General features: G+C 69.5%; 10 protein-coding genes. 3 read left to right on the top strand and 7 right to left on the bottom strand.

Annotation, left to right across the window (positions count from 1 at the left end; genetic code table 11):
• Positions 1-391, bottom strand: a 391-nt coding sequence (locus HR086_RS38975) for an SgcJ/EcaC family oxidoreductase (RefSeq protein WP_174468148.1), incomplete at its 3' end; no start/stop codon positions are given.
• Between the two features lie 275 nt (positions 392-666).
• Here HR086_RS38975 and HR086_RS38970 point away from each other — a divergent pair.
• Together HR086_RS38970 and HR086_RS38965 are read left to right on the top strand one after the other, a co-directional pair.
• A complete protein-coding gene (locus HR086_RS38970; protein ID WP_174468147.1) occupies positions 667-1,752 on the top strand; it encodes an aldo/keto reductase in 1,086 nt (361 codons plus the stop codon).
• A gap of 312 nt (positions 1,753-2,064) precedes the next feature.
• The gene (locus HR086_RS38965; RefSeq protein ID WP_174468146.1) at positions 2,065-4,077 is read left to right on the top strand and encodes an AgmX/PglI C-terminal domain-containing protein; all 2,013 of its coding nucleotides are present in this window, start codon (positions 2,065-2,067) and stop codon (positions 4,075-4,077) included.
• A 19-nt stretch (positions 4,078-4,096) separates the two neighbouring features.
• Here HR086_RS38965 and HR086_RS38960 read toward each other — a convergent pair whose 3' ends face one another.
• The gene (locus HR086_RS38960) at positions 4,097-5,521 is read right to left on the bottom strand and encodes an MATE family efflux transporter (RefSeq protein WP_141648240.1); all 1,425 of its coding nucleotides are present in this window, start codon (positions 5,519-5,521) and stop codon (positions 4,097-4,099) included.
• A 208-nt stretch (positions 5,522-5,729) separates the two neighbouring features.
• Between HR086_RS38960 and HR086_RS38955 the strand changes: the two genes are divergently transcribed.
• Positions 5,730-6,062 carry a hypothetical protein gene (locus HR086_RS38955; RefSeq protein WP_141648239.1) on the top strand — a complete coding sequence of 111 codons (333 nt, stop codon included), beginning with the start codon at positions 5,730-5,732 and terminating at the stop codon, positions 6,060-6,062.
• Here HR086_RS38955 and pdxA read toward each other — a convergent pair.
• The 5 genes from pdxA to HR086_RS38930 all read right to left on the bottom strand — a co-directional run bounded on the left by pdxA (position 5,986) and on the right by HR086_RS38930 (position 11,236).
• Positions 5,986-7,011 (bottom strand): 4-hydroxythreonine-4-phosphate dehydrogenase PdxA, encoded by a 1,026-nt coding sequence (gene pdxA, locus HR086_RS38950; RefSeq protein WP_174456958.1) that lies wholly within the window; start codon positions 7,009-7,011, stop codon positions 5,986-5,988. The genes HR086_RS38955 and pdxA overlap by 77 nt on opposite strands.
• Positions 7,012-7,044: 33 nt before the next feature.
• Positions 7,045-8,013 (bottom strand): peptidylprolyl isomerase, encoded by a 969-nt coding sequence (locus HR086_RS38945; RefSeq protein WP_174468145.1) that lies wholly within the window; start codon positions 8,011-8,013, stop codon positions 7,045-7,047.
• Positions 8,014-8,074: 61 nt separating this feature from the next.
• Positions 8,075-9,064: a peptidyl-prolyl cis-trans isomerase gene (locus HR086_RS38940; RefSeq protein ID WP_141648236.1), complete on the bottom strand. Its 990-nt coding sequence runs from the start codon at positions 9,062-9,064 to the stop codon at positions 8,075-8,077.
• Positions 9,065-9,138: 74 nt separating this feature from the next.
• Complete coding sequence (locus HR086_RS38935) at positions 9,139-10,146, bottom strand: peptidyl-prolyl cis-trans isomerase (protein ID WP_174456956.1); 1,008 nt, start codon at positions 10,144-10,146, stop codon at positions 9,139-9,141.
• Between the two features lie 70 nt (positions 10,147-10,216).
• The gene (locus HR086_RS38930) at positions 10,217-11,236 is read right to left on the bottom strand and encodes an alpha/beta fold hydrolase (RefSeq protein WP_141648244.1); all 1,020 of its coding nucleotides are present in this window, start codon (positions 11,234-11,236) and stop codon (positions 10,217-10,219) included.
• Positions 11,237-11,496: the final 260 nt, after the last annotated feature.

The raw sequence follows: 11,496 nt of genomic DNA, 5'->3' as shown, positions 1-11,496 counted from the left end.
GTGCGGGGAGGCTGTGCGCGAGGACGACCCACCAGCGGCCCTCGCGACGCTGGCACACGTCGGTGAAGTGCCCCACGTCGGAGACTTCGGTTCCATCGGGGAGTCGCACGCGGGCCCGCTGGGTGCCGGTGAGCACGCCGGTGTCGCCGAAGACGTGCGCGCGCACCGTCTCGGTTTCGACAGAGAGGAGGGTGCCGGGGATGGCGACGATGTTGGCGAGGAACGCCGTGCGGTCCGTCTCCACGTCGCCCACGCCGCGAAAGACGAGGTCCTCCGCCATCAAGCCCTTCAGGGCCTGGGTGTCGCGGGCCTGGATGGCGCGGACGATGGACTCCTCGAGTGCCAGGAGGGCGCGGACGTCCTCCGTCTGGGAGGGGGTGTGGGGCGTCATGGGCGGTGGGCTCCTGAGGGCGCCAGGGTCGCGAGCACAGGCGGTCATCAGCGCGACGAGGGCGATGAAGGCGTGGCGTGGGGACACGGGCCGCGTTTGAGCATGTTCTTCCGGGGGAAGCCAGACAGAGGCGTTTGCTGTTCGTCAAACGCCTCGCGTCCGAGTGGCGGCGGCTCCCGTGGACGCGTTAGTCCACGGCCCCCTGCCCGCGCCTGCGCGTCGAGACTCCACCTCCGGCGGTGAGGGATGCCTTCGTCTTCCCTTGGGAGTCCTCCATGTCACTGAATGAGTACGTCACGCTGGGCCGTTCGGGTCTGCGGGTCAGCCCGCTGTGTCTGGGCACGATGACCTTCGGTACCGACCTGGGTTGGGGCAGCAGCGTCGAGGCGTCGAATGCCATCCTGGACCGCTTCCTCGAGCGGGGCGGCAACTTCCTCGACACGGCGAATGCATACACGCGAGGGCACTCGGAGAAAATCATCGGTGACCACCTGGGCCGGTATCCGAGCAGGCGGGACAGGGTGGTGATTGCGACCAAGTTCTTCAGCAGCCTCTTCCCGGGGGACCCGAATGGTGGAGGCGCGGGACGAAAGTCGTTGATGGCGCAGTGCGAGGAGTCGCTGCGCCGACTCCAGACGAGCTACATCGACCTGTACTGGATGCACTGCTGGGATGTGAATACGCCCATCGAGGAGACGATGCGCGGGCTCGACGACCTGGTGCGCTCCGGGAAGGTCCGTTACATCGGTATCTCGGATACGCCGGCCTGGAAGGTGGCGCAGGCGCAGGTGACGGCGCACTTCCGGGGCTGGGCTCCGCTGGTGGCGTTGCAAATCGAGTACTCGTTGTTGGAGCGGACGGTGGAGGGGGAGCTGGTGCCCATGGCTCGGGAGCTGGGGTTGGGGGTGACGCCGTGGTCGCCGCTGAAGAGTGGCGTGCTCAGTGGAAAGTACACGCGGGAGAACGCGGGGAAGGTGAAGGCGGACCGGGGGGCGTGGGCGGAGAACTCGCTGACGGAGAAGACGTACAAGCTCATCGACGTGCTTCAGCGCGTGGCGAAAGAGCAGGGCACCACGGTGGCGCGCGTGGCGCTGGCGTGGGTGCAGGGGCGGCCTAGCGTGACGTCCACCATCCTGGGGGCGCGCACGCTGGAGCAGCTCGACAACAACCTGGGGGCGCTGGAGGTGACGCTGAAGCCGGAGCAGGTGAAGGCGTTGGATGACGCGTCCAAGCCGACGCTCGATTTCCCGGCGGAGTTCCTTCAGGGCGCGCCCACGTTCATGCACGGCGGAGTCTCCGTGAACGGTGTCCCCGCGCCCGCGTGGCCCATGGCTCCGAAGTCCGACGAGGAGCGCTGGTAGTCGCTGGAGCGGGTGTGTTCGCGCGCGTGCTCGACGTGGGCCGCGCGCGTTGTCGCTGGTGAGGTGGCCACGCGTCGTGCGGTGTCGGTGCGCAGGAGTGGCGCGGCGCCGTATTTCGCGCGTGAGCGGTGAGACAGCGGACAGCGAACGCGTGCCACGGCGAAGAAACGTCTTGCGCGAGACAGTCACGCTGGCGTGAGCGGGACGCGTCCCTACGTTGCGAGCCCTGGCGCGGGAATGGCTGCGCGGTTGAGGGGAGGGTGTGTGGGCGAGCTTCTGTCAGGAGGCGACGAACAGTTCCGTACGCGGGGCATGAATCATCCCGAGGCGAATGGCTGTGAGCACGAGCAGTCGGGTGAGGCACTGAGTGTGACGGAGGCGCTGGACTGCGACCTCGACGCATATCTGGACCGAGAGCTCGCCATGGAGCCGGAAGTCGACGGCGACGGTGATGCAGCGCTCACGCCCACGCGCGAAGCCGCGGAGGACATGCGCGCGCTGCTGGACCTCGCGGAGGAAGAGACGCGGTGGATCTCCGAGTCGCCTCGGCCCGCGTTCTCCGACGCGGAGCCTGGTGAGTCCGTGTCCGAGTCCGCGCCCGTGGTGATTCCGGAGTGGATGCGCGCGAATCCGGAGGTGCCGGTCGCGGAGGCCGTGCGTCTGCCGTGGGGGCACTCCAAGGTGGTTCCGGTCACGACGGCTCGCGGTGGTTCGTCCACGCATGCGGCGTCGCGGAAGAACACCGTGAGCGAGGTGCAGGGTCCGCTCAATCTTCAGCAGCAACCCTGGGGTATTCCCATGGTCCCGCCCGCGCAGCAGTGGAGCGGACCGATGGCGCCCGGGCAGCAGCACGCCTGGGACGGCTCCATGGCGCCAGGGCAGCAGCACGCCTGGGGTGGCCCCGTGGCGGCGCCGACGGCGTCGAGTCGAGGCCGCGACGTGGTGTCTGGCGTCCTGCTCGGCGTCGCGGCGGTGGGCGTGGTCGCGGCGGGCATGCTCGTGGTCGCGAGCGTGCGCTTCTGGGAGCAAGGCGCGAGTTCCCCTTCGGTGAATGGCGTCGCGGGTACCTCGGCGCATCAGGGCGCATTGGGTGCTTCGGCGCGGCCAGGTGTGGCGGCGGGTTCGGACGGCAGAGGCGGCTCCGTGGGCCAGCTCAACCGCGAGGACAACTCGGGCGCGCTGGTGGGCGTGAATGCTTCGGGTCAGCTCAACAGCGCGAGCGCGCCGGTTGGCGTGAGCGCCTCGGGCCGGCTCAACGGCGGGACTACCGTGGGCTCGCAAATGGGCGTGAACGCTTCTGGCCAGCTCAACGGCGTGGGCAACGCAGGCGCGCTGGTCGGCGCGAACGCCTCGGGCCAGCTCAACGGCGTGGGCAACGCAGGCGCGCTGGTCGGCGCGAACGCCTCGGGCCAGCTCAACAGCGCGAGCGCTTCGTGGCAGTTCGGCCAGACGGGTCCTTCGGTTGCCATCGGGTACTGGGCCATTCCTGGCCTCACGGCGGGCACGGCCTTCCCGGGTGTGACCGATACCAACGCGATGAACCCCGTCGCCCCTCGGTACATGGGCTCCTACGTCTGGGCCCCTCCCGGAAGCATCAGCGACATCGCGAACGGGCTGCACGCACAAGGCGCGTCGACGGACCCGGCTCGCGCCCTCACGTCCTTCTCGGGCCCGAGCGGCGCGGACCTGATGGCCCGCCGTGACACCCTGGCTGTGAAGTCCGGCGAGCGGAGCATCCGAACCGAGAGCGCGCCCACGACTCGCGCTCCCGTGAGCACGACTCCCACCCAGAGTGTCGCGGAGTCCTCCTCGGGCGCGGTGATGGAGATGACCTTCGAGGAGCCCGACTCCGACGAGCAGACGACCTCCGCTCCGGCGGACACCACGGACGACCCCGATGGCGCGACCAGCACCGAGTCGGAGCTGGACGAGGAGTTCGCGCGAGAGCTCGGCTTCACCGAAGACGGCGAGGAGCGCGCCGCCTCCGAGTCCACCGTCGCGCGGACCGTGTACGTCCCGCCCGCGCTCGACGCGAAGGAGCACCTCACGTCCGAGGACGTGAAGCAGGTGGTGGTCTCCAATCAGCCCGCCATCATCGCGTGCCTGCGCCAGCATGCCGCGGACACGTCGGCGCAGAAGGACGGACGCTTCGTGGTGCGCTGGTCCGTGCTGCCGAGCGGTGAGGCGACGAGCGTCGCCATGGACACGCAGGCGCTGCGCGCCACGCCGCTCGCCGGCTGCATCGAGGGCGTGGTGCGCGGCTGGAAGTTCCCCGTGCACACGGTCCGCATGCAGGAGCCCATCCGCTTCCCGTTCGTCTTCTAGCCCAAGAGGGCGGGGCCGCTCAGGCCTCGCCTGTCTCGTGTCCGAAGACGTCGCCCGGGTTGGGCGTGGTGGGGCCCTCGGGCGCCTTCTTGACCAGGGGGCGCCGCCACCGGCCGGAGAAGTAGTAGGCCATGCTGACCACCAGCGACACGCCGAAGCTCAAGGCCATCGCAATCCACACACCCGTCACGCTGCCCATGCGGCGCGACAGCCAGTACGCCACCGGCACCCGCACCACCCAGAGGCTCACCAGCGAGAAAATCGTCGTCATCAACGTGCGTCCCGCGCCGTTGATGATGCCGTTGCTCACGAAGATGAGCGCGAACAGGACGTACGTCCCTCCCACGATGTGCAGGTACGTGACGCCCGGCCCGATGACCGCCGGGTCCGAGACGAAGATGCGCAGCAGCGCCTCCGGGAACGACACGGCCACCGCCGAGATGACCAGGGTGATGCCTCCGCTGAACAGGCACCCCCACTTGAAGATCTCCTGCACGCGGTCGTAACGGCCCGCCCCCAGGTTCTGTCCGGCCAGCGTGGACACGGCCATGCCGAACGTCATCGCTGGCATGAAGGCAATCTGGTCGATGCGCGAGGCCGCGCCGAACGCCGCCGTGGACACCTCGCCGAAGCCGTTGACCAGTCCCGTCACGAACACCATGCCGATGGACACGAGCGACTGCTGCACAGCGGCCGGCACGCCGATGCGCAGCGTCTTCCAGGTGGTGGGCCCCAGGTGCGCCAGCCGTGGCCTGCGCGGCGCGACGGGGACATCCTTCATGCGCAGATAGATGAGCAGCGTGATGAGCGCCAGCAGCTGCGACACCACCGTGGCCCAGGCCGTGCCGTTCAATCCCAGCTTGGGCAACCCGAGCCAGCCGAACATCAGCACCGGGTCCAGCACCGTGGTGAGCAGGACGGAGCCCGCCTGGAAATACAGCGGCGTCTTCGAGTCACCCACGCCCTGCAGCAGGCTGCGCGTGAGGAACAATCCGAAGCCCAGGGGCATCGACAACAGGAAGATGCGCAGGTAGCTGACGGACTCCGCATGGATTTCCGGCGGCGTGTCCATCAGCGTGAGGATGGTCGGCGCCAGCCACTCGCCCAGCAGCGTGAGCACCACGCCCAGCGAGTAGATGAGCACCGTGGAGCTGTCGACCACCTTGCGCAGCTCGTCCATCCTCCGGGCGCCGTAGTTCTGCGACACCAGGATGCTCGTCGCCATGGTGAGGCCCATGCCGATGGAGAACAGGACGAAGACGACGGGGAAGCTCACCGTCACCACCGCCAGCGCCTCTGTGCCCAGGAACCGGCCCACCCAGATGGCGTTGATGAAGCTGTATGCCGTTTGAAGGAAGCTCCCCATCAACATCGGGATGGAGAAGGCCACCAGGTGTCGGGGGATGCTGCCTGTCGTCAGGTCTCTGCCGAAAGGCGCCTTCATGACCTGCGACTCGTGTTTCTGATTCCCATCGAAAAGTCCCTCAAGGTCGGCCCTCACCCGTGCATGGGCCGTGGAAGGAACTCGCCAGGAACCTGAGGTTCAACGCGGATCCAGGAGGGTGACGTCGTCTTTCCGGGTGTGGGCGCCCCTCGGCACCCACGCTCCAGCTTACGGCGGCGGAGTCTCATCCGCCTTATGTTTCCAGGCGATGCGCACACCCCCTCCACCCGAGGCCGCACCGGACTCCCAGCCGACCGAGCTGCACGTCTGCCACAACTGCTCGGTGCGCCTGGACCCTCGCCTGGGGGGCGTGGATCTGCCGCGCCGCATCCGGGAAGCCGTGGCCGCGCGGGGCCTGGGACCGAGCACCCGCGTGTTCTCCTCGGGCTGTCTGGGCGAATGCCCGCTCGACAAGGTCAGCGTGCTGGTGATTCCCCCGAGCGGCGTGGGCTCCGAGGTGAAGCTCATCGACGCGGAGAAGGACGGCGAGGACCTGGCCGACCACCTCGCGCGGGAGGCCGAGCGAGCTGCGCGGCCTTGAGCAGCGCCTCCGCCATGGGCACGCAGCTCGCCTGCCCCTTGCCGGCAATCGCGTAGGCCGTGCCGTGGTCCGGCGAGGTGCGCGGCACCGGCAGTCCCAGCGTCACGTTGACGGTGCGCTCGAAGTCGAGCGCCTTCGCGGGGATGAGTCCCTGGTCGTGGTACATCGCCAGCACCGCGTCGTACCGCGCGCCCACTTCATCGGGTCTCGCGAAGAGGCCGTCCGCCGGAATCGGCCCGTGTGCATCGACTTTCGCCGCGCGTGCCTTGCGGATGGCGGGGCCAATCACCTCCACCTCCTCGCGCCCCAACAGGCCCCCTTCGCCCGCGTGAGGATTCAGCCCGAGCACGGCGATGCGAGGCCTGCGTCCCACCACCACGGGCGCGAGGCTGCGTGACAAGAGCTTGAGCCGCGCGGTGAGGCCCTCCACGGTGAGCAGCTTGGACAGCGCGGAGATGGGGACGTGGTTGGTGGCCAGGGCGATGCGCACGCGCGGCCCGTCCATCATCATCATGACGTCCACGCCAAAGGCCTCGGCCAGCACCTCGGTGTGGCCCATGAAGGGAATGCCCGCGCGCGAAATCCCCTCCTTGGACACCGGCGCCGTGCACAGCGCGTCCACGTGTCCCGCGCGCATGGCGTCAATCGCCGCCGTCACGTACGCGTACTGCGCGCGGCCGCCCTCGCGCGAGGGCTTGCCCGGGACGCGGTCCTTGGCCGCCAGCTGAGTCACCACCACGACGGTGGGGGACTCGACGCGGCCCAGGGCGGAGGGCTCCACGCGCGCATGGCGGCGGAAGAAGGGGAAGCGCTCCAGCGTGGGCCCATCCCCGAAGACGACGGGGATGAGCGCGCGACGCACGGCGGGGAGCGCCAGGGCCGCGGCCGTCACCTCCGGCCCGATGCCCGACACATCACCCAGGGAGATACCGACGAGGGGGAGGCTCACGGTGGCGAGCATCCCCCGCGTGGGGACGACAGGCTACATCTTCACGTCGATGCTGGCCTTCTGCTTCAGCTCCGTGACGTACTGGTCCAGGAACTTGTCCGTCTTCTCCTGGAGCAGCTTCCCCTCCAGCTTCGGACGCATCTCCTCGTAGGTCGTCGCGGCGACGGAGCGGCGCTCCTCCACCTTCAGGATGTGCCAGCCGAAGTTGGTGCGCACCGGCTCGCTGACGTCGCCATCCTTGAGGTTGAAGGCGACCTTCTCGAACGCCTGCACCATGACGCCGCGCTTGAACCAGCCCAAATCTCCGCCGTCCGCGGCGCTGGGGCCCTCGCTGCGCGCGCGCGCCAGGGCGGAGAAGTCCATGCCCTCGCGACGGGCCTCCTGGGCAATGCCCTCCGCCTTCTTGCGCGCGGCGGCCACCTGCTCCTCGGTGGCCTTCGGGTCCACGGCGACCAGGATGTGGCGCGCGTGGACTTCCATGTCCTCGCTCTCCGCGCGGGCGTACTGGTTGTAGGCGGCCTTGAGGTCCTCCTCGGTGACCTTCACCTTGGGGCCCACCTTCATGCGCAGGAGCCGGTCCCGGAGGATGCGCTTGCGCAGCATGTCCCGGTACGTGGCCATCGTCAGGCCCTCGGCGACGAGCACCTGCTCGAACTGCGCCGGGTCCGTGATGTTGTTCTGCTTGCGCACGTCATTGACGAGCTCGTCCACCTCGCCCTCGGTCGCGGAGATGCCCATCTCCGTGATTTCGGCCTCCATCAGCTTCTCGCCGATGAGGGTGTCGAGCGCCGTCTTCATGAGCTGCGCGCGCTGCTCGGCGCGCTTGCGCGGGTCGGGGTCATTGAGGCGCGACACCTCCGGCGCCGCGCGCTGCTGAACCTCCGACAGTGCGATGACGTCGCGGTTCACCACCGCGGCCACCTTGTCCACCAGCTCCGCGCGCGCCGACGTGGCGCCCCCCAGGAGCGCCGCCGCAGCGACGAATGCCACCAGCTTCTTCATTCCGTGCATCCTTCCGCACCACACCGGGCCCGTCCAACAGTCCGCCGGGCCCACGATTCCGTCACTTCGCTGCCTGCGGGAGTGCCGCGGGCTGTCCGCGGATGGCCTGCAGCGTGGTCTCATTCACCTGGACCTGCGCCTTGTCCCGCAGTTCCTTCTCGAAGGCGTCCTGCGCCTCCGTGCGCTTCTGCTCCATCAACTTCGCTTCCACCCACTGACGCGCCTCGGCGAAGTCCCGCTTCCGCGCGGGCTTGCGCTCCAGCACCTTGAACAGGTGGTAGCCGTACTCGGTGGACACCACGTCCGAAACCTGCCCGACCCCGAGCTTGAATACCACTTCGTCGAAGGCGGGCGGCATCTGTCCTCGGGGGAAGAACCCCAGGTCGCCCCCCACCTTGGCGTCCGCGCTCAGCGAGTACCTGCGCGCCAGGTCCGAGAACTTCTTGCCCGACTTGAGCTGCGTCTGGAGCCGCCGGGCCTCGTCCAGGCCCTTCACCACGATTTGCGCGGCGTGCACCTGCTCGCTCTCGTTCAGCTCGGCCTCGTGCGCCGCGTAGTACGCGCGCAGCTCCTCCTCCGTCACCCCCACGCGGGCGTAGACGTGGCTGGCGAAGAGCTTTTCGATGGTCAGCCGGCTGGCCTCGCGCGCGCGCAGCTCCGACATGGACAGCTGGCCCTGGGCGAGCACCTCGTTGAAGTTGCCCGCCGGGTAGTCGCCCGACAGCCGCAGCACGCCCCGGTCCACCTCTTCCGGGGTGACGGTGACGTTGTTCTTCCGCGCCGCCTGGAGCAGCAGCATCCGGTGGATGTACGTGTCCAGCAGCGTGCGCTTGAAGGGCTCGATTTCCTCCGGCGTGCGCTGGGAGGCCTCCGTGGAGGCCAGCTCCCGGCCCAGCTCCTGCTCGAAGTCCACGCGGGAGAGGACCTCGCCATTCACGGTGGCCACCACCGTGTCGTCGGGCGTCAGTTTGACGGGCGTGTTGCACCCCTGACTCAGCGCCAGGGCGAGCACCAGGGACAGCAGGGGAGCGCGGGTGGGAGAAAGACGCATGCGCGGAGTCCTGGGGGAAGGGTGGGGGCGACTCCCAAAGGTGGGGATGGCCCCCCAAGCTGGCAAGCGGGCCCTCATGGCGCGGGCACCGTGCCCGGCAGCGGGCTCGACGGCTTGCGCATGGGGGCCTGGACGTCCACTGGCACCCGGGCCAGCGCGTCCGTGTCGACCGACAGCGACAACTGCTTCTCCACGCGCGCCAGGTACTCGCCCCACGCGCGGGTGCGCTTCTCGCCTTCCAGGCGCACGCGCAACTCCTCGCGCACGTCGTCCAGCGAGAGGTCCAGCGCGGGCCTGCGCGCGCGCAGCTTGAGCACGTGGAGCCCCGTGTCGGTCCGCACCACACCGCTCAGCTCGCCCTCGGTCTTCAGGGCGCGAGCGGCCTGGGCGACCTCGGCTCCGTACTCGCGCGCGAGCGCCTCGTCGGAGAGAAAGCGCATGTCGCCATCCAGCGGCGCGGTGCGCGGCTCCTGGCTGTGCTCGCGCGCCAGCTTCCCGAAGCCCCCGAAGTCCTCCGCCGGAAGCGCCTTCGCCTGGGCGAGCAGGGCCTGTGCCTCACCCTTCGCGGCGCTCTCCCGGGCGGCATCGGCCCGCGGCGCGGCGAGGAAGACATGGGACAGGCGCAGGGCCTCCGGGCGCACGAAGTCGTCCTTGCGCGCGGCATAGGCTTCCGCCAGCTCCGCGTCGGTGACAGTCACTCGCGCCTCTTCCAGTCGCGAGCGCATCAGCCGGCCCACCAGCGCGCGCCGCGTGGCCTCCACCACCTCGGGGTCGTCCTGGAGTCCCTGGGCGAGCGCGTCGCGCACCAGCAAATCAAACCGGGCCAGCGACTCCACGTACTCACGCCGGGCGCGGGGCTCCACGTAGCGCTCGCGCAGCGCGGGGCTCATCTCCAGGAAGCGCTCGGTCAGCTCCTCCGCCGTCACGGCATCGCCGCTCCAGCGCGCCACCGCCCGTCCGTCCGTCCGTCGCGTGTGGCGCAGGTCCATCACCGCCTGCCCGGCGGGCACCTCGCCCGGGGCCTTCCCGCACGCGGCGGGCGCCAGCAGGGCGAGGGTGAGGAGGCGGGGGGACAGACTCATGGGGAGGGGCTTCCGGGTAGCACGCCAAGGGGGCCCGGACAACCCGGAGTCCCGTCGCCTGTGTGCCGTCTCACGGCCGGGTGGCGTGCGCGGAGAGGAACGCCTCCACCAGGGGGAAGATTTCGTCCGGTGCCCGGCGGCCCAGCACCAGGTCGGCATGCCCGTAGTCCGCGCCGAAGCCGTGCCCTCGCCCGGCCACGAGGAACTTCACCGGGCCCCCCAGCGCCTCCTTCGCCCGCGCCACCGACATGGGCGGGGCCAGGAGGTCCTTGCTGCCCGCCAGGAGCAGGACGGGAATCTTCACCCCCGCCAGGGACTCGCGGTAGTCGAAGCCCCCGTCGTACGTGGTGAAGCGGTTGGTGGAAATCCAGCGGGCGAACTGGCGGCCCACGCCGCCGGAGATGTTGGCCGGCACGTTGGCCAGCGCGCGCCGCACGACCTCCGGCTCCATGTTCTCCGCCAGCATCATGTACCGGCTCAGCGGGCCCGGCGGCGCGCCCAGCAGCGCGATGCTGGTGACTCGGCCGGTGGGGATGACCTTCAGCCGCAAGAGCGGCTCCACGCGCTGGATGAAGGTGCGAAGCCCCGGTTGCACCGCGAAGGTGAAGGGGCTGCCCAGAATCGCCGCGGCCCGCACCGGGGCCTGCGGGTTCTTGGCCAGGTGGGCGTACAGCGTGAGGCCACCCTTGGAATGCCCCACCCAGAGCACTTCCTTCGCCCCCGTGGACACCACGGTGCGCAGGGCGGTGCGCACGTCGTGCTCCGCCTGGTCGTCGAAGTTGAAGTCCGAGCAGTCGCCCGCCAGCCCCCGCCCGCGCAGCTCCAGCACCCACGTCTCGAAGCCCGCCCGCGCCAGGTAGCGCGCCATGCTGTAGTGCTCGTCGAAGTCCAGGTGGAAGCGGTTGGCGCCCAGCCCGTGGCAGAGGATGACGGGCTCCGCGTACCGGCGCTCTCCCCGAGCGTGGTAGCGCCCCATGGCGATGGCCGCGCCGTCGTCCGTGGGCACCCGGTACAGCTCGTCCGGGCGGAACGTCAGCGTCAGCAACCCCTCTTTTCCCCGGCTCATCGTCCGCGAGAAGAGGTCCGCCATCCGCCCCAGCCGCGCCACCTGTCTCCGTGTCACCCCCCCACTCTAAGCCGGTCCGCCGCCCGTTGCCGTGTCCATTGCTGGGTGGTCATCCCAGCCGGCAGGGCCGTTGCAAGGAGATGTAGGTATAACGGTCCGGAGGAAACTGGATGCGGCAAAACAGGGCAATCAAGGAAGCTTTGTCGTCCTTCATCGCCACCGTTTTTCCCACAGACACCCTCCTGCGTGCCCTGAGAGTGATGGAGCGGCACCAGGTGCAGCTG

The sequence above is a fragment of the Myxococcus sp. CA039A genome (genome assembly GCF_013336645.1).
GTDB lineage: Bacteria > Myxococcota > Myxococcia > Myxococcales > Myxococcaceae > Myxococcus > Myxococcus llanfairpwllgwyngyllgogerychwyrndrobwllllantysiliogogogochensis.
Note: the sequence above shows the minus strand (reverse complement) of the source record. Positions and strands in the feature narration are given on the sequence as shown.

Bases quoted from the DNA above. Each gene is read 5' to 3' on its own strand.
- HR086_RS38930 (WP_141648244.1), bottom strand. From the start codon at position 11,236: ATGGCGGACCTCTTCTCGCGGACGATGAGCCGGGGAAAAGAGGGGTTG.
- HR086_RS38965 (WP_174468146.1), top strand. From the start codon at position 2,065: ATGAATCATCCCGAGGCGAATGGCTGTGAGCACGAGCAGTCGGGTGAG.
- HR086_RS38970 (WP_174468147.1), top strand. From the start codon at position 667: ATGTCACTGAATGAGTACGTCACGCTGGGCCGTTCGGGTCTGCGGGTC.
- HR086_RS38945 (WP_174468145.1), bottom strand. From the start codon at position 8,013: ATGAAGAAGCTGGTGGCATTCGTCGCTGCGGCGGCGCTCCTGGGGGGC.
- HR086_RS38940 (WP_141648236.1), bottom strand. From the start codon at position 9,064: ATGCGTCTTTCTCCCACCCGCGCTCCCCTGCTGTCCCTGGTGCTCGCC.
- HR086_RS38960 (WP_141648240.1), bottom strand. From the start codon at position 5,521: ATGAAGGCGCCTTTCGGCAGAGACCTGACGACAGGCAGCATCCCCCGA.
- HR086_RS38955 (WP_141648239.1), top strand. From the start codon at position 5,730: ATGCGCACACCCCCTCCACCCGAGGCCGCACCGGACTCCCAGCCGACC.
- HR086_RS38935 (WP_174456956.1), bottom strand. From the start codon at position 10,146: ATGAGTCTGTCCCCCCGCCTCCTCACCCTCGCCCTGCTGGCGCCCGCC.